This is a genomic window from Nocardia sp. NPDC059195 (assembly GCF_042754695.1).
Lineage (GTDB): Bacteria > Actinomycetota > Actinomycetes > Mycobacteriales > Mycobacteriaceae > Nocardia.
In genome coordinates this window covers 149,412-165,928 of record NZ_JBHZBG010000010.1, presented here as the reverse complement: position 1 = coordinate 165,928, position 16,517 = coordinate 149,412, and the positions used below count along the sequence as shown (strand labels likewise).

At 68.1% G+C, this 16,517-nt stretch carries 15 protein-coding genes; 2 read left to right on the top strand and 13 right to left on the bottom strand.

The window, feature by feature from the left end:
- Positions 1–44 precede the first annotated feature (44 nt).
- From ACFXKN_RS15690 to ACFXKN_RS15650, 9 genes are all read right to left on the bottom strand, one after another.
- Positions 45–590, bottom strand: coding sequence for an ATP/GTP-binding protein (locus tag ACFXKN_RS15690; protein ID WP_378917609.1), 546 nt, complete (start codon positions 588–590; stop codon positions 45–47).
- A 43-nt stretch (positions 591–633) separates the two neighbouring features.
- Complete coding sequence (locus ACFXKN_RS15685; protein ID WP_378956064.1) at positions 634–1,074, bottom strand: DUF742 domain-containing protein; 441 nt, start codon at positions 1,072–1,074, stop codon at positions 634–636.
- Positions 1,071–1,499 (bottom strand): roadblock/LC7 domain-containing protein, encoded by a 429-nt coding sequence (locus ACFXKN_RS15680; protein ID WP_378956074.1) that lies wholly within the window; start codon positions 1,497–1,499, stop codon positions 1,071–1,073. Before ACFXKN_RS15680 ends, ACFXKN_RS15685 begins: the two co-directional genes overlap by 4 nt.
- A gap of 28 nt (positions 1,500–1,527) precedes the next feature.
- Entirely contained in the window at positions 1,528–4,386 is a 2,859-nt protein-coding gene (locus ACFXKN_RS15675) for a nitrate- and nitrite sensing domain-containing protein (RefSeq protein ID WP_379433230.1), read from the bottom strand.
- 309 nt (positions 4,387–4,695) lie between these two features.
- Positions 4,696–5,721, bottom strand: a complete 1,026-nt coding sequence (locus ACFXKN_RS15670) for a hypothetical protein (protein WP_378956097.1) — start codon at positions 5,719–5,721, stop codon at positions 4,696–4,698.
- 48 nt (positions 5,722–5,769) lie between these two features.
- Positions 5,770–6,270 carry a PspA/IM30 family protein gene (locus ACFXKN_RS15665; protein ID WP_379433229.1) on the bottom strand — a complete coding sequence of 167 codons (501 nt, stop codon included), beginning with the start codon at positions 6,268–6,270 and terminating at the stop codon, positions 5,770–5,772.
- Positions 6,271–6,310: 40 nt separating this feature from the next.
- Positions 6,311–7,069, bottom strand: a complete 759-nt coding sequence (locus ACFXKN_RS15660; protein WP_379433228.1) for an alpha/beta hydrolase — start codon at positions 7,067–7,069, stop codon at positions 6,311–6,313.
- Positions 7,066–8,427, bottom strand: coding sequence for a TerD family protein (locus tag ACFXKN_RS15655; protein ID WP_379433227.1), 1,362 nt, complete (start codon positions 8,425–8,427; stop codon positions 7,066–7,068). Before ACFXKN_RS15655 ends, ACFXKN_RS15660 begins: the two co-directional genes overlap by 4 nt.
- Before the next feature lie 54 nt (positions 8,428–8,481).
- Positions 8,482–8,958, bottom strand: coding sequence for a MarR family winged helix-turn-helix transcriptional regulator (locus tag ACFXKN_RS15650; protein WP_379433226.1), 477 nt, complete (start codon positions 8,956–8,958; stop codon positions 8,482–8,484).
- Between the two features lie 80 nt (positions 8,959–9,038).
- Between ACFXKN_RS15650 and ACFXKN_RS15645 the strand changes: the two genes are divergently transcribed.
- Positions 9,039–9,614 carry a hypothetical protein gene (locus ACFXKN_RS15645; RefSeq protein ID WP_379433225.1) on the top strand — a complete coding sequence of 192 codons (576 nt, stop codon included), beginning with the start codon at positions 9,039–9,041 and terminating at the stop codon, positions 9,612–9,614.
- A 63-nt stretch (positions 9,615–9,677) separates the two neighbouring features.
- Here the strand turns inward: ACFXKN_RS15645 and pheT are convergent, their stop codons facing one another.
- The 3 genes from pheT to ACFXKN_RS15630 all read right to left on the bottom strand — a co-directional run bounded on the left by pheT (position 9,678) and on the right by ACFXKN_RS15630 (position 14,057).
- Positions 9,678–12,179, bottom strand: a complete 2,502-nt coding sequence (pheT, locus tag ACFXKN_RS15640) for a phenylalanine--tRNA ligase subunit beta (RefSeq protein ID WP_379433224.1) — start codon at positions 12,177–12,179, stop codon at positions 9,678–9,680.
- Positions 12,180–12,198: 19 nt separating this feature from the next.
- A complete protein-coding gene (gene pheS, locus ACFXKN_RS15635) occupies positions 12,199–13,305 on the bottom strand; it encodes a phenylalanine--tRNA ligase subunit alpha (protein WP_378956208.1) in 1,107 nt (368 codons plus the stop codon).
- 176 nt (positions 13,306–13,481) lie between these two features.
- The gene (locus ACFXKN_RS15630) at positions 13,482–14,057 is read right to left on the bottom strand and encodes a Uma2 family endonuclease (protein WP_378956235.1); all 576 of its coding nucleotides are present in this window, start codon (positions 14,055–14,057) and stop codon (positions 13,482–13,484) included.
- A gap of 758 nt (positions 14,058–14,815) precedes the next feature.
- Here ACFXKN_RS15630 and ACFXKN_RS15625 point away from each other — a divergent pair.
- Positions 14,816–15,061, top strand: coding sequence for a hypothetical protein (locus tag ACFXKN_RS15625; RefSeq protein WP_379433223.1), 246 nt, complete (start codon positions 14,816–14,818; stop codon positions 15,059–15,061).
- Here ACFXKN_RS15625 and ACFXKN_RS15620 read toward each other — a convergent pair.
- On the bottom strand, positions 15,046–16,479 hold the full coding sequence (locus ACFXKN_RS15620) for a DHA2 family efflux MFS transporter permease subunit (protein ID WP_379433222.1): 1,434 nt from the start codon (positions 16,477–16,479) through the stop codon (positions 15,046–15,048). The two genes, ACFXKN_RS15625 and ACFXKN_RS15620, sit on opposite strands and share 16 nt — an antisense overlap.
- Positions 16,480–16,517: the final 38 nt, after the last annotated feature.

The following is a 16,517-nucleotide window of genomic DNA, read 5'->3' as shown; positions in this document are numbered from 1 at the left end:
CGGATCTCACCCTGAATCGGCACTGATCGACACCGGGGTTGGGCTCAGCTCACCTCCCGTTGGCGGGGTTGGACGCGGTGCAGGAGGACCTGCTCGAGGAGTGCGACGAGGACATCACGGACCGAATCGCGGTCGCGGGCATCGCAGTCCAGTACCGGGATCCAGTCGTCGAGACCGAGGGCCTCGCGGACCTCGCCGAGGTCGAAGCGGGTGGCGTCGGCGAAACGATTGACCACCACGACGAAGGGCGTGTGGTGTTCTTCGAAGTAGTCCAGGACCGGGTAGCAGTCCTCCACCCGGCCGGTATCGACGACGATGACCGCGCCGAGTGCGCCGTCGACCAGGTCGTCCCAGAGGAACACGAACCGGTCCTGGCCTGGTGTGCCGAAGAGGTAGAGGATCAGGGACTGGTCGAGGGTGATCCGGCCGAAGTCCAAAGCCACTGTGGTCGCGGTCTTCTCGGCGCGGCGACCGGGATCGTCGATGCCGATGGAGACCTCGGTCATCGAGGCTTCGGTGACCAGTGGCTCGATTTCGGAGATGGCGCCGATGAAGGTGGTCTTGCCGACGCCGAAGCCGCCGCTGACCACGATCTTCACCGAGGACGGCATAGCCGGTGCGGTGGTGCGGAGTTCAGAGTGCGCGGACAAGGTCGCGGATCCTCTCGATGGCGGCGGTCGACAGTTCCGGCGCGTCACGGACGGTCACATGCCCCGCCGCCGCCAGATCGCTGACGATCACCTTGGCGATGCCGATCGGAACCCGCAGAGCGGCACCGATTTCGGCGATGGAGTGCGGTGTCAGGCACAGCTGGACAACGGTGCGCTCCTCGAACCGCAGCGGAGCCGACAGCGCGGACGGCGGTGCCTGGACGAGGGTTTCGATGCGTAGCCCGTCCAGCACCGGAACGGTGCGGCCCGCGGTGAGCACGAACGGGCGAACGAAGCGGTCGTCGGCATCGTCGTGATCGGTGGGGGTCACCGGCACCGTCGGGACGGGCCCACGCCAGCCCGCCGGCTGGTGCATCGGGATCATGCGCGGGTCGGGCAACCGCGGGAGATCGGGATCTCTCATCTGCGCAACGACTCTCGCAATTCGCTGATCAGCAGCGGGTCGAGCAGTGATCCGGCGCGTTCGGCGAGGACGGCCATCTCGTAGCCGACCAGGCCGACATCGCAGCCACCGTCGGCGATCACGCCGAGGCAGCTGCCGTCGCCCAGCGCCGACACCAGCAGGAAGCCGCGTTTCATCTCGATCATGATCAGCTTCAGGCCATCGAAATCGTAACTGCGCGAGGCACTCCGGGCGAGGCTGGACAGACCCGACACCATCGCGGCGAGCCGGTCGGCGCCGGTGCGGTCGAGGCCGTCCGACATCGCGATCAGCAGCCCGTCGGAGGAGACGGCGACGGTGTCGCGCACCCCGTCGGTGTTGCGGACGAAGTTGCCGAGCAGCCAGTTGAAGGTGTGTGGATCGACGGTCGATAGGTGGGTGGTCACCGGGTCTCCTGGGGTCTGGTCCGATCGGTCAGCGGATGGGATCGAGTGGGGTGGACGATGATTCGGTCGCGCCGCCGCGTTCGTGGCCGGTGCGGAACGACGAGAGCATGCTGCGGGTCTGGTCGGGGGTCCGTTCCACGACCGGTGGCCGTTCCTGCCGGTCGGCCGGATCGCGGCGGGTTCGCTCCGGTGCGCCGGTGATCTTGGCGCGCTTGCCGCGTTTGACCAGGCCGTTGCGGGTGCGTTCGACGGCGGGGGCGCCGATGGACTCGACGGCGGGTAGCTCGCGCGGTTGCGGTGCCGACGAGCCGTTGCGGTCTCGGGACACCGACTCGGGGCGCTCCGGGGCTGTCGCGCCGAAGTGATCTGCGCCGTTGCGCGACGGGTGCACGGAATCGGGTGTGCTGCTGAGGAACTGCGCATAGACCGAGCCGCCGGATGAGTGGTTCGCCGAGCCCTGAACGCTGCCGTTGGCGCTGCTGCTCGGTCCGGATTCCATGTTTCGGCTGTGCCGGGATCGACCGTTGGTGTCGGTCGGCCGCGCGGTGCCGTTGCGGTAGACGGCGTGGGACGAGTCGTCGGGAATCTCGACCGGGCGACCGTCGGCCCACTCTGAACCTGCCGCACCGGTCAGGTTCCCGTGCTGTCGCGGCGTCGCCGCGCCGACCGTGGCGCCATTGCGCGCTGACCCCGTCGAGTAGCCAGCAGCATCGCCGCGCCCAGCGATAGCCGCGCCGAGGTCGGCGCTGCTGTCCGCGGCCGCGACCGCGCCGCTACTCGTCGGCGTCGCCTCGTCAACCCGAGCAGCACTGGATGAATGCGTGTCCGCGACGCCGGAGGTGGTGCTGCGCCCCAGCGCCGTGCGGTCAGCCGTGGCCCGGCCCGCACCCTCCCCGGGGCCTGCGGCAGTGCCGCTCCTCGAATCCGCTGTCTGCCCGGACTTTTCGTCGGTGAGAAGGGACGGCGGGAGGAGCAGGCGGGCGACGATGCCACTGACCGGTGACGTGTTCAGTTCCACGTCGATGCCGAGACGACCCGCCAGCCGACCGACCACGTAGTGGCCCAGGTAGCGAGTGGAGGCGACGATGAAGTCCTGCTCGCCGCGCAGCCGGGCGTTGGCTTCGGCCAGTTGCTCGGCGGGCATGCCGACACCGTGGTCGACGACGGCGAGCAGGTAGCCGCCGGCGACCTTGCGCCCGTATACCTCGACCTCGAGGTCGGGCGGCGAGAAGGCCAGCCCGTTCTCGATGAGTTCGGCCAGAATATGCGCCAGTTCACTCACAACGGCGCCGGTCACCGCGATGTCGTCGATCCGGCGCAGCACCACCCGCCGGTAGTCGTCGACCTCGGACAACCCGGCCCGGATCACGTCGGTGAGCGCGATCGGTTCGGCCCACCGACGCGGGCTGGCCTCGCCGACCAGCACCAGCAGGCTTTCGGCATTGCGCCGCATGCGGGTGGCCAGATGGTCGAGTTCGAACAGGTTCGACAGCGCCTTCGGGTCGAGTTCCTCGCGTTCGAACTCACTGATCAATCCCAGCTGACGCCGCACCAGGTTCTGATTGCGGCGGGCCAGATTCGCCATCGATTCCGTGGTGTTGCGCCGCACCAGCGCCTGCTCGGAAGCGAGGTCGAAGGCGGTGGTCTGCACCCGATCCAAAGCCCCAGCGACAGCGGCGATCTCGATGCTCGCGCCGCGGGGTGTGCGGACCGGTGCGGGCGGATCGGGTTGGGCGTCGGCGGCACTGTGCCAGGCCTCGATCACCTCGGGCAGTCGCGTGGAGGCGACGTCGTCGGCCTCGGTGGCCAGTCGAGCCAGCGGGCGGACGATGGCCCTGATGCTGGCGAAGACCAGCGCGACTTCGGCGGCGATCGCCAGCAGCGCGGCCAGGGCGAATCCGGCGAGAATCAGCGCGGCATCGCGGCGAAGTTTCTCGGCCCGCGCGCCGACGTCATCGCCGATGACCTGCTGCACGGTGCGCTGTTCGTCGATGACCGCGGTCATCTGCGCCCACCAGACGGCCGGGTCGACCGGCTGGATCAGCGGTCCCAGCGTCGAGGCGATCGCGATGTTCTCCGATTCGGTTGCCCGCCTGGCGTTCTCACTCGCCAGCACCGCGTCGAGCTGAGCCTGCTGGGCGGGGGTCGCGTCGTGGCCGAACTCGGTGAGCGCGGCATTGCGGGCGGCGCGGATGTCGAGGAACTGCACGTACTCCCCCGACACGAATTCCCCGGCGGCGAAGACGCCGTTGAGGAACCCGCGCTCGCGGGCCGCGAACTCCTTCGCGTCACCGAGGGCGTAGAGCGCTTGTAGACCGTGCCGGACGGCCGGATCGCGCGCCTGATCGAGACCGAGCGAGAGGCGGTTCAACGCGTCGATACCGTCGGTATAGAACTGGAACGCCGCCTGCCGGGTGACATTGCGATTGTCGACCTGGGAGCGGATCGCGGGCATCCCCGCCAGATGACCCAGCGCCGAACGCACCTCCCCCGCACCCGGTGGGTCGCCCGCGACGGTGTTCACCAGGGCGCGCAGGGCCGCGTCGGTGCCCGCGCGCTGGTCGGTGACGGGTTGGCGCAGGCGTTGATCACCGCCGAGCAGGCCGTTGCTCAGACCGCGCTCGCGCTGCACCTGCTGCACGAGGTCCTGCGCGGCCAGCGCGACCACCACGGCGTCCACGGTCTCACCACTGCGGTGGTAGGCGCTGACCTGCGTCGACATGGTCAGCCCGAGCAACGCGAGCACCAGGATCAGCGACACCGCCAAGATCCGGGCGAGCTGACCGGAAATGGTGCGCGGCCGGATCAGCCCGGCGCCGGCCACCTGTCCGCCGACGCCGTCGTCCGATCGGGTTCCGGTCGGGGTCGGCCGGGAACGTGCACGCACACCTACTCCTTTGCAATGCCACCGCGAGGTAATTCGCGATGGCCCACGGAAAGTCAGGTGCAAACTCGCACTCCGCGCACTGCGCGGTCAATGCGGAACGGTGTAAAGCAGCATTTCGTCGGCTGATCTAAACATGCCGGAAATCCAGCGGGGTTTGTGTAGCCGAATACTCACAGCCGGGCCGGCAGCGAGGTGGTCGGCCGGTGCGCTGCCGGATACATACAGGTCACCACAGATAGTGACACGCAACACATTTCGTTCAGGCGATCAGAATTCACCACAGCGAATGGTCGAACACCATTCGGGGAATTACTCGCCGCCGAGAATTCCCAGCACCTGATCCGAGGAGAAGAACGGCTCGAGGCGTTCCCTGATCAGCCCGGCCAGCACACCGTTGCGCTTGGCCGACTCGATGACGGCCGGGCCGTAGCGCAGGATCTCGGCACTGATGTCGTCGGCGTCGAGGCCGAGCTCGGGCAGCATCGCCGAGAGCGTGTGGTTGCTGTACCTGGCGTAGAACACCGCGACGCACTCGCGCACGAGCAGGCCGAAGTACTCCTTCTCCCTGGTGGTCACCGCGATCTCGTAGCAGATCTGGACCAGCTCGTTGAGGTCCTTCTGGGTGAGGTATTCGCGCAGGCCCGCGACGGGCTCGTCGGCGTGCAGGTCCCAGAATTCCATCGCCGCCGAGTGCACCGGGGCGTCGCGCAGCATGTCGCGGATCGCGTTGTTGGTGCGCTTGAGCGCGAACAGCGCGCCCTTGCCCGCGAGATCACCGACGAAAGTGCTGTCGGCCGCGACCTTCTTGGCCCGGTTGGCCGCGGACTGACCCAGCGACATCAGCGAGGAGACGCCCGGAATCTTCTCGGCGCGTTCACGATTGGCAGCCATGAAGTCGCCGATCAGCTTGTCGACGAAACGCGAGGCCACGGTGGCGACGAGGGGGCTCTCGGTGAGCCGGTCCAGAATCCGCTCCTGGGCCTGGTGCATGCCGAAGATCTTCTCCAGCAACGCTTCCACCGGTTCACGGTCGACGACGTCACCGAGGGTGTATTCGGTGTTCGACGCGATGTGGTCGTAGATGGCGTCGGAGAAGATGCCGACGGTGTCGGCGATCACGGGGCTACCGCCGATGCGGTCGAACACCGTGGCCACGGTCTGCTCGCCCTGTTCCAGGGAGACCACGTCACCGAATCGGATCGTCTCACCGACGGCCAGCACGGCGGCCACGTCGCGGGCGATCACCTCGGCGAACCGGTCACCGGTCACCTCGGCGAGCAGGAATTCCACCTGCGCGTCGAGCAGTCGGTCGGCGATCTGGCGCGCCTGCGTCATCTTCTGTGTCCACCCATCACGGTCGTTGCTGAAAGGGAGGACGGGTGGCTACTTGTCGCCGGAATCGTTGCCCTGCACCGATTTCCGGATCTGATCAAGGCGCTCACGCGCGGCTTTTTCCCGCGCCTCCCACTGTTCGTCGACGCTGCGACCCGCGGGAGTCTGCCGGTCGAGCTCGTCCATTCCCTGCGCGGTGCCGAAACGCTGCTCGACCTTATCTCGAACCGAGTCGAATGTCGGCACTCCCGAAGTGGAATACCCGCCGGTGGCGGTGGGTGCGCCGGTCACCGGTAGCCCGGACGGTACCGGCGGTACCGGCATCGCGCCTCCGACCTGCCCGGATGCGACGGGCACCACATCCGCGTCGATGACGTTCGTGTCCAGAGTCACAGGGCCCCCGGTTTCGGCATGACCGGTTTCGGCCTGGGCCAGTGCGGCGGCGACGGCGCCGAGCCCGGGGCGTGCGGCCACCGCGGCGCGCAGCACCGAAACCAGCTCGTCGTCGGGCAACGCGGCCAAGCGGCCGAGGAGTTCGCTCGTTTCGCTCATACCGCCAGGCTACGCAGAATCGGCTGCCACCAGGTGCCCGTTATCGGTCCGCCCAGTCGGCGATGATCTTCGCCCATTCCGCGCCGAGGGTGTCGATCACATCGTTGTGGCCCGCACCGGGGACCACGATCAGCTGTTTCGGTTCCCGCGCCGCCGCGTACAGGCGTTCGGCGTGGCGCAGCGGGAGGAGTTCGTCGCGGTCGCCGTGCATCATCAGGACCGGGACGCGCAGGTTCGCGATGCGCCGCAGGCTCGGGTACGCGTTCGGGATCAGCGGGGCGGGCAGCAACGGGTAGACCGAGCGGGCGGCGGCGCGCATGCCGCTGAACGTCGACATGAGGATCATGCCCGCGGGCGGATGTTCGCCCGCCAGTTCGAGCAATACCCCGCCGCCGAGGGATTTACCCAGGTAGTAGACCCGCCCGGGATCGACTTCAGGTTGGTCGAGCAGGGCCTGGCGGGCGGCTCTGGCATCGAGGTAGGTGCCCTGTTCGCTCGGGGTGCCCGCGCTGTGACCGAAACCCCGGTAGTCGAAGGCAAGCACGTCGAAACCGGCTTCGACCAGCAGCGCGATGATCGAGACGCGGTCGCCGATGGTGCCCGCGTTGCCGTGCGCGTAGAGGATGTGGCCGCGTGGCCGATCGGCGCGCACGAACCAGCCGTGCACGTCGAGGCCGTCGGCGGTCCGCATGGTCAGATCCCGGTAGTCCAGGCCCAGCGCCGCCGGGGTTTGGGCGAGGTGTTTTTCGGGGTGGTAGACCAGCGCGTTGAGCACACGCGTCGCGGGGTGTCGCATCATTTGCCGCGCCCAGACTGGAAGCCGAAGTCCCAGTTGTAGAGGCGGGCGATCTCCACCACGCCACCGCCCGGCTGACCGGCGGGCGGGCGAACGAAGGCGCCCTCGCGACGCACCACGAACTCGCCGTTGACGTTCTCCAGCGCGAACAGCACCGCGTCGCGGGAGTTGTCGGTGCAGCCGTCGAGGGTCATCTCGATGGGCGCGGAGTTCACGGTGTTGAGGGTGACGGTGGCGTGCACGTTGCGGAAATCGCTGGCACCGTCGTAGATCGAGGCGAACACGAGGATGCGGCGGATGAACTGCGTGCAGTCGAGGTTCACCGACAGGTTCTCGCCGGTGATGCTGGCACCGGTGCGGTCGTCCTGGTCGAGGTGGATGAACGGCGGTTCGTAGAGGGCACCGAAGCGTCGGTCGAGGGCGCGCACGGAACCGATCGCGCCGTTGACCAGTTCGAAGAAGCAGCACAGGTCGAGGTCGATGTTCTTGCCGCGGAGTTTGCCGAAGAGGCGGCCGGTGGCGGCCATCGAGGTCCAGTTGAGGTTCACGCGCATGACGCCGCCGGTCGCACCGTGCTTCGTCAGGGAGACCGACGGGGCTTCTTTGGTGAGCGACACCTTGGCGAGGTTGACCGGAGGTGGTGGGGGCGGGGCGAATTGGGGGTTCTGCTGTGGCGGCGCGTGCTGCGGCTGCTGATTCGGCGGGAACGCAGGGGCCGGCGGCGCAGGCGGTGGGGTGTGGGGCTGGTTCGGCTGGGGCGCGGGGGTAAACGGCTGCGTCGGCGGAGCGTACGACTGATTCGGCTGGCCGGAGGCGAAGGACTGGCCCTGCGGGGGCGCGGGCGGAGCATCGTCGACGGAGATACCGAAATCGGTAGCGAGCCCGGCCAATCCGCTGTCGTACCCCTGACCGACGGCACGGAACTTCCACGCACCCTGGCGGCGGTACAGCTCACCGAGCACGAACGCGGTTTCGGTGGTCGCCCCACTGCTGTCGAAACGCGCGACCTCGGCACCGTTCGCGGCATCGATCACCCGGATGTACAGCCCATGGAACTGACCGAAGGTCCCCCCGTCGGCAGACGCGGCGAGCACGATCGTCTCGATCTGCGGCTCGACCTGCCCGAGATTCACCGACAGCGCGTCGACAACGGTCTGTCCCTGCTGTTTTCCTTCGTACCGAACCGCCCCCGAAGGATGCACGGCCTGGTTGTAGAAGACGAAGTCGTCATCGGAACGCACCTTCGCCCCGGCAAGCAACAGCGCGGACGCATCAGCATCGGGCACACCCTGCCCCGACTGCCAACCCAATTCGACGCGGACCGCGGAGGCAGGCACCGCAACATTGGCGCCTTTCGTCATCGACACATCGTCCAACCTATCCCGCGCGCCCCGACCGGACCCAACCCGTCGCCCCTACTCGAGCCGCATGACGGCCGAATTCTGGCGTCGCGCCGTGTAGGTGGACCCTTCGCCCGCGATGATGCGCGTGAGGATTTCGCGCAACCGGTCGACCTCGGCATCGCCGATCACCTGATCGAGGTGCCGATCGAACTGTTCGACCACCCGGACGCCCGCCTCGACCGCCGACCACCCGCGTTCGGTGAGCCGTACCAGCCGCGCCCGGCCGTCGGCGGGGTCCGGTCCGACCTCGACGTAGCCGCGGTCGGCCAGGTGCCGAATCAGCTCACCCACCGCCTGCTTGGTCATTGCCGCCCGCTCGGCGAGCACGGTGAGGCGGGTGCCCTCGGGGTCGATCACCTGGAACACCGGCGCGTGGGCGGCGCGGATGTCGTCGAACCCGGCGGCGAGCAGGCCCGCGTCGAGTTCGGCGGACAGGGTGCGAGCGGCCGCGGACAGCAGGTTTCCCAGCGGTGCCGGTCGATCGAGCAAGGGATTAGTCAGGTGCTTGACCAAATTCTTCCGCCTTTCTATGGTTGGTCAAGAACCTTACTAGTTGAGAGGCGGAGGCGATGCGCACAGCGGCGGCGGTTTTCACGAGCGTGGCGGTTCTGGTCGAAGTCGCGTGGCTCGCGTTCGGGGATGCGACGATCGGGCCGGTCACGATAGGGGTTGTGGCGCTGGTCGCGGTGACGGCGGTGACGCTGGGGCGCGTGCGGGCGCTGGTGGTCGTGACCGGGGTGGCGCTGGGCGTGCTGTTCGCGGGTTCGGTCGCGGACCGCTTCGGGATGTTCGGCGGTCCGGGCAGCGCGGGGGTGTCGTGGGGGTCCTACGCGGAGTTCGTCGACTACACCCGGACACTGCTACCGGCGTTCGCCGCTGACGCGGCGCCGATCGCGGCGGGTGCGGCGACGGTCGCTGAGGCCGTGCTCGGCGCGGCGTTGATCTTCGCGGTGCGGCCCCGGATCACCGCAGCGGCCGCGGCAGCGCTGTTCACGATGTTCACGGTGGCGATGGTGACCTCGGTCGGGCTCGCCGAGACGGCCGACTACGCGGTGCCGGTGATGATCGGCGGTGCGCTACTGGTGAGCGCTGCGCCCGCGCCGCAGAGTCGGCGATTCGGGTTAGGGAGACGCGAAATCGCCTGAGGGACTCCAGCATACGACGAAGGCCGCCCGGTGGAACCGGACAGCCTTCGGTGTCGAGCGGGATCAGCCGCGCAGTTCGGCGCCGACCGCGGTGGTGGCCGAGGCGACGGCGGCGTCGCGGGCGGCGCTGGCTTCGTCTTCGGTGAGGGTGCGGTCGGGGGCACGGAAGCGCAGGGCGTAGGTGAGGGATTTGCGGCCCTCGCCTGCCTGGGCGCCTTCGTAGACGTCGAACAGGGCGATGCTCTCGAGCAGGTCGCCGCCGCCGGTGCGGAGCGCGGTTTCCACCTGCGCGGCGGGGACGGCCTTCTCGACGCTGATCGACACGTCCTGCAGGACGGCGGGGAACGCCGAGATCGTCGGGGCAGGCAGGGATTCATCGAGCGGCAGGGCGTCGAGATCGACTTCCAGCGCGCAGGTGCGCGGCGGCAGACCGGCACGCTCGAGGACGGCGGGGTGCAGTTCGCCCGCGTGTCCGACGACCACGCCGTCGACGAGCAGTTCCGCGCAGCGACCGGGGTGCCACGGGAGGTAGGCGGCGGAACGCCGCTCGATGACGACGCCCGCCGCATCGGCGAGGTCGTCGACCAGCGCGAACGCATCGGCGGCCTCGGCCGGACGGCCCGGACCCCACGGCCCGCGCGGATCGTGCTTACCGCTGAGGACCGCGGCCACGTGCACCGGCTGGGCGGGCAGCGACGCGTTCAGTTCGGCGATCTGCTCGTCGGTGGGACGACGATCCACCGGCAGTGCCTCGACCGCGTGGGTCTGCGCGCCGGGCCGCACCACCTGGGCGATGCCGTAGATGGTCAGGTCGCGCGCACCACGAGAGATGTTGCGGGCGGCCACTTCCAGCAGACCCGGCAGCAACGTGGTCGCCAGCTCGGGGCGGTCGCTGTCGAGGGGGTTCAGCACGCGGGTGGTGTTGCGGCGCGGGTCGTCGGCGTCCAGACCCCACACCTCGAACACACCGCCGGGCAGGAAGGCAGGCGGCGGCACCTCGACGGCACCGGCGAAGGCCAGTGCCCTGCTCACCGCGCGGCGACGCTGCTGCTGCACGGTCAAGCCCCGGCCACCCGGCGCGGTCGGCAGGATGGACGGGATCTGCTCGAGGCCTTCCAGCCGCAGGACCTCTTCGACCAGGTCAGCGGGCTGAGACAGGTCGGGGCGCCAGCTCGGCGGGGTCACCAGCAGCTGGGTCTTGCCCGCGTCGTTGACCTCGATTTCGACGCCCGCGCCGATCTGGGCGAGCCTGCGCACGGAGGTGCCCGCCGGGTAGGTGACGCCGGCGATGCGGTCGGGCAGGTCGATATCCATCGCGATCGGCGCGACCGCCGCCAGGGGCACCCGGATGTCGGTGAGCGCGGATTCGATGGTGCCGCCGGTGATGTCGGCGAGCAGGGTCGCGGCGCGGTCGAGCGCGGCGATATTGATCTCGGGATCGACGACACGTTCGTAGCGCTTGCCCGCCTCCGAGGAAAGCTTGTGGCGGCGCGAGGTCCGGTACACCCGCAGCGGATTCCAGACCGCGGCTTCCAGGACCACATCGGTCGTCCCGGCGGCGACCTCGGTGCTCGCGCCACCCATGACACCGGCGAGGGAGATCACGCCGGAATCATCGGCGATCACCACGTCCTCGGCGTCGAGGGTGCGCTCGGTGTCGTCGAGGGTGCGCAGGGTCTCACCCTTGTGCGCCGAGCGAACGACCAAGCCGCCGTGCAGTTTTGCCGCGTCGAAGGCGTGCAGCGGCTGGCCGAGTTCGAGCATCACGTAGTTGGTGACGTCGACAGCCGGGGAGATCGGGCGCATGCCCGACAGCATCAGCCTGCGCTGCAACCACAGCGGGCTCACCGCGTTCGGGTTCATCCCGGTGACGCGGCGCGCGCCGAAGCGCGTGCAGTCCGAGTCGTCTTCCAGGCGGACTTGCCAGGCGAGCGCGTCGGCCTCGGGCAGCGTGCGCACGGCGGGGTCGGCGTATTCGAGGTCGAAGCCGCAGGCCAGTTCGCGGGACAGGCCGCGCACCGAGAAGCAGTAGCCGCGATCGGGGGTGATGTTGAGTTCGATGATGGTGTCATCGGTGCCGAGCAGCACGTTCGCGTCGTCGCCCGGCTGGGCGGAACCGGGCTCGAGCACCAGGATGCCGTCGTGATCCTTGCCGATGCCGAGTTCGGCGACCGAGCAGATCATGCCGTTGGAGGTGTGGCCGTAGGTCTTGCGCGAGGAGATCTTGAACCCGCCGGGCAGCTCACCACCGGGCAGCACGACCACGACGAGGTCGCCGACGGCGAAATTGCGTGCGCCACAGACGATTTCCTGCAACTCGGGGTTACCGACGTCGACCTTGCAGAAGCGGATCGGCTTCTTGAACTCGGTGAGCTCGGTGATCTCGGCGACGCGCCCGACGACCAGGGGCTTGTCGATCTCACCACCGATCGGCTCGAGCTTGTCGACCTCTTCGACTTCCAGACCCACCCGGACGAAGCCCGCGTCGAGCTCTTCCGCCGACACCGACCACTCGGGGGTGGTGCGCTGCAGGATCTCGGTCAGCCAGGACTGTGCTACTCGCACTTGACGTTTCGCTCTCTCTCTAAGACCGGATACCGAAGGGCAGGGTGAACCGCACGTCACCCTCGACGATGTCGCGCATGTCGGGGATGGTGGTCTGGAACTGCAGAGTGCGCTCCATGCCCATGCCGAACGCGAACCCGGAATACACCTCGGGGTCGATGCCGCTGGCGATGAGGACCTTCGGGTTGACCATGCCGCAGCCGCCCCACTCGATCCAGCCCGCGCCGCCCTTCTTGTTCGGGAACCACACGTCGACCTCGGCCGATGGCTCGGTGAAGGGGAAGTAGTTGGGGCGCATGCGCGTGCGGGTCTCGGGACCGAACATGGCGCGCGCGAAGGCGTCCAGGGTGCCGCGCAGGTGGGCCATGGTGAGACCCTTGTCGATCGCCAGACCCTCCACCTGGGAGAAGACCGGGGTGTGGGTCGCGTCGAGCTCGTCGGTGCGGAAGGTGCGGCCGGGGCACGCGATATACATCGGCACGTCACGGGTCAACATGGACCGCACCTGCACCGGGGAAGTGTGCGTGCGCAGCACCTGACGCGAACCCTCCGGGGCGATGTGGAAGGTGTCCTGCATGGTGCGCGCCGGATGATCGGGCAGGAAGTTCAGCGCGTCGAAGTTGAAGTGCTCGGTCTCCACCTCGGGACCATCGACGACCTCCCAGCCCATGCCGACGAAGAAGTCGGCGATCTGCTCGGAGATGACGGTGATCGGGTGCCGGGCGCCGACAGGCCGACGACGGGCGGGCAGCGTGACGTCGATCTTCTCGGAGATGAGCACAGCCTGGTCGCGCTCCTCCAGGAGTGCGGCACGGCGTGCCTCGAACGCATCGGAGACCCGCTTGCGCGCGACATTGACCCGCTTACCTGCCTCGGCCTTCTCTTCCTTGGGCACACTGCCCAGCCCACGCTGCGCGAGTGCGATCGGCGACTTGCCGCCGATGTAGTCGGTCTTGGCGACCGCCAGCGCATCCAGATCAGCCGCCGCGGAGAAGGCCTTCTCGGCTTCCGCCGCCGCTGCCGCGAGCGCCTCCTCGGTCAAAGAGGCGTTTTGCTCGACTCCACTGTTGTCGTCGGCCACGATCTTCTCGACTCTCCCCTGGGGATCGGTTCGCGGGCGCGTCATTGCCATCCCGCATCGGTGCTGCGTAAATCCTATGGGATGGGGTTCGCGCGATTCATCCGGATTACTCGCGGGGCGATCACTGCTGGTCAAGAGGGTCGCGATATGGACTTGATCCAGGTCAGCGCGATACGTCAGCGGTCTCGATGCCAATTCACCGGGACCCGACGCTGATGGCCTTATTGCTCGTCGTACCGGGGAAGGCAGGCAGTATCCAGGGAGATCGTCAGCGGGGAGAGGAGCACGATCGAGTCGCCATACGCGCCTTCGATCAACTCGGCGTAGCCGCCTGCGGCGGGACCGGCGAACAATGCCCAGCGGCCGACGCGAGGGTCGATGACGAGGAGGGCGCGCACGCCCGCCGCGGCGTACCAGCCGTTCTTGCCGTTGATCTGGGCCGCCCGCTCCGATTTCGAGATCACCTCGACGGCGAGTTCGACATCGAGTGGGTCGGCGAGCCAGTCATCGTCGGTGTCCCAGGTATCAGGGAGGATGACCAGGTCGGGAGTGCAGTAATCGTCGTCATCATCGGGCATCGCGATCGAGGTGACCTCATACGCGGCCAGCCCATCCGGCATCGATGCCTCCAACTGCTGACGCAGGCGGCGGATGGAACCCGCGTGTTTTCCACGCGGGGTCGGTGACATCACGAGCGCCCCTCCCAGAATCTCGACACGCAGACCGGTCGCGCGCTCGATCTCCTCGGCCACCTCACGGAGGTTGCCTGGCCGAGGATGCATCGAGGGAAGGGTCATGCGCCTCGCTCCATTCGTGCGGACTGCCGTGGTCAACAATACCGCGATCTGGTCAAGCCAATGATCAACCGGCTCAGCTTCGTGACCTGGCTACCTCGCGGCTCACGGGGACGTCTCTGGCCAGCCAGGTGCGTCGCATTCCCCCATCGATCCCACGGACTGCACCGTACCGCGCAACACCGGGTAGAGCGTGGTGCCGGGTGCCGCGCCCGAAATCGCCGGTTTCCCAGGGCAATCGGAAATCGATCGGAGATCGAGGGAACCGAATGGGGTCGGGGCGCGTCCAAATGATCAAACACACCAGCGTGTTCGACTCGAGAACAGGACGACTCGATGGCTGAACAGACAGGCGATCCGACGTCTCCGCAGGGGCGACGTGCTCGACTCACCGCTCCGGGGAGCGGTCTTGCGTTGTGTGGCTTCGGGATTCGGTCGGTGGAGCGGCGGCCTTTCCCCCGTGCGGCGGGGTTGTGCGCGCACCGGCCCGAGCAGCAGGCGGCTCCGGAGCAGGGGCAGCACCCGGACAGTGTCGGATGACAGGGCTCAGCGACCGGCGGTTCCTATCGGCCGGCGAACCGTCCTACGTTCGATTCCAGGCTGCGCGACCCCATCGACACGGTCGGTATCCGGGTGTGTTCGGCCTGGTGAACGGGTTATGGGCCGCAGGGCATTTGAGTGCCCGGGAGGTGCGGTTTCGCCGTGGCGGAAACGACTGGTTCAGCGAGAATCTGACGAATCCGAGCCAGGTGGATCCGCGCGTGTACGACCGTGAGCTGTATCCGGGCGCGGCCTCGTGGTTCAAGGCGAGTGCGGTGTCGATGATCGAGCGGGTCGAGGGATATCTCGCGATTCTCGATGCGCACGGAGTCGGGTGGGAGCGGTTGGACTCCGCTGCGCCGGGGGACATCATCTACGACGATGCCGAGCAGGTGGTTGTCGTGCCGTTCGGCGACAACCACCTGCTCCGGGATCCGTCTGCGATCAGCGGCTATTCCGCGGGGTGAGTGCGCCGGGGAAGGAAGGCCGCTACCACCGCGGCGCAGGCGACCAGGGCCGCACCGACCCAGACCGCCGGGACCAAGCCGTCCACGTAGGACTGGGGGTCGGTATAGGAGCCGTAGGAGGCGAAGACCGAGGCAAGGACGGCGATGCCCATGGCTACGCCGACTTCACGGACGGTACTGCTGATTCCTGAGGCCATGCCCTGGTCAGCGGGCGATGCGCTGGCCATGACGATAGTGGAGGAGGGGGCGAAGGTGAGGCCCATGCCGATGCCGCCGAGGACGAAGGGGGCGACGAAGGCGAGATAGGGGACGTCGGCGGTGGTGATCATCGCCATCCACGCGAGGGAGACAGCCAGGCAGAGCTGACCGATCGCGATGAGGGTGCGGGCGCCGACGCGGTCGACGATCAGGCCGGCCAGTGGTGCGACGACCATCGGGACCATCGTCCACGGCATCGTACGGATCCCCGATTCCAGCGGCGAGTAACCCTGCACCACCTGGAAGAACTGGGCGAGCAGGAAGATCGAGCCGAAGACGCCGGACGAGAAGCCGAAGGACACGATGAAACTGAGGCTCAGGCCGCGGGATCTGAACATGCGCAGCGGGAGCATCGGGTCGGTGGCGTAGGTTTCCCAGGCCACGAACGCCACGAGCAGCGCGGTGCCGCCGATCAGGGCGGTGAGGACCTGCGGTGCGGTCCAGCCGTCTTCGACACCGTGGATGACGCCCCACACCAGCGCTAGCACGCCACCGGCGGAGAGCAGCACGCCCAGATAGTCGAGTTTCCTCGCCGCGCCCCGTGATTCAGCGAGCATGCGGGCGGCGAAGGGCAGCGCCAGCAGACCGATGGGGACATTGAGCCAGAAGATCCACTGCCAGTTCAGGCCGTCGACCACCGCACCGCCGACGACCGGCCCGACCGCGACACCAAGGCCCGCGATGCCACCCCAGATGCCGATCGCGGCGCTGCGCATCTTCGCGGGCACCGCGGCGGCGAGCAGAGTGAGTGACAGCGGCATGACGGCCGCGCCACCGACGCCCTGCACCGCGCGGGCGGCGATGAGCATCCACGGCTCGGTGGCCAGCGCGCACGCCGCCGAGGCAACGACGAAGATCCCGATACCGGCCAGGAACACGCGGCGACGGCCGATCCGGTCACCCAGGGCCGACGCCGACAGCAGCAGCGCGGCGAAGGACAGCGTGTAGGCGTTGATGAACCACTGCAGGTCCGAAAGCGACGCTCCCAGTTCGGTTTTGATCACCGGCAGCGCGTTCGTCACGACGAGGTTGTCCAACGTGACCATGAACATCGGAATGCCGACGGCGGCGATGACCGCGCCGAGCGGCTTGTTCTTCACCCCGGGGTTCGCGGGCGCAACGGCGGCTCGCGCGTCGCCGGATTCGAGTGTCTGCGTCATGCCAAGCCCTTAGTTGTTATTGACTGATAACTTCCCTG

Excerpts from the sequence above, each read along its gene's own strand:
- ACFXKN_RS15670 (WP_378956097.1), bottom strand. The coding sequence starts at position 5,721 with ATGACGCAGGCGCGCCAGATCGCCGACCGACTGCTCGACGCGCAGGTG.
- ACFXKN_RS15630 (WP_378956235.1), bottom strand. The coding sequence starts at position 14,057 with ATGACCCTTCCCTCGATGCATCCTCGGCCAGGCAACCTCCGTGAGGTG.
- pheS (WP_378956208.1), bottom strand. The coding sequence starts at position 13,305 with ATGACGCGCCCGCGAACCGATCCCCAGGGGAGAGTCGAGAAGATCGTG.
- ACFXKN_RS15685 (WP_378956064.1), bottom strand. The coding sequence starts at position 1,074 with ATGAGAGATCCCGATCTCCCGCGGTTGCCCGACCCGCGCATGATCCCG.
- ACFXKN_RS15620 (WP_379433222.1), bottom strand. The coding sequence starts at position 16,479 with ATGACGCAGACACTCGAATCCGGCGACGCGCGAGCCGCCGTTGCGCCC.
- ACFXKN_RS15665 (WP_379433229.1), bottom strand. The coding sequence starts at position 6,270 with ATGAGCGAAACGAGCGAACTCCTCGGCCGCTTGGCCGCGTTGCCCGAC.
- ACFXKN_RS15645 (WP_379433225.1), top strand. The coding sequence starts at position 9,039 with ATGCGCACAGCGGCGGCGGTTTTCACGAGCGTGGCGGTTCTGGTCGAA.
- ACFXKN_RS15660 (WP_379433228.1), bottom strand. The coding sequence starts at position 7,069 with ATGATGCGACACCCCGCGACGCGTGTGCTCAACGCGCTGGTCTACCAC.
- ACFXKN_RS15655 (WP_379433227.1), bottom strand. The coding sequence starts at position 8,427 with ATGACGAAAGGCGCCAATGTTGCGGTGCCTGCCTCCGCGGTCCGCGTC.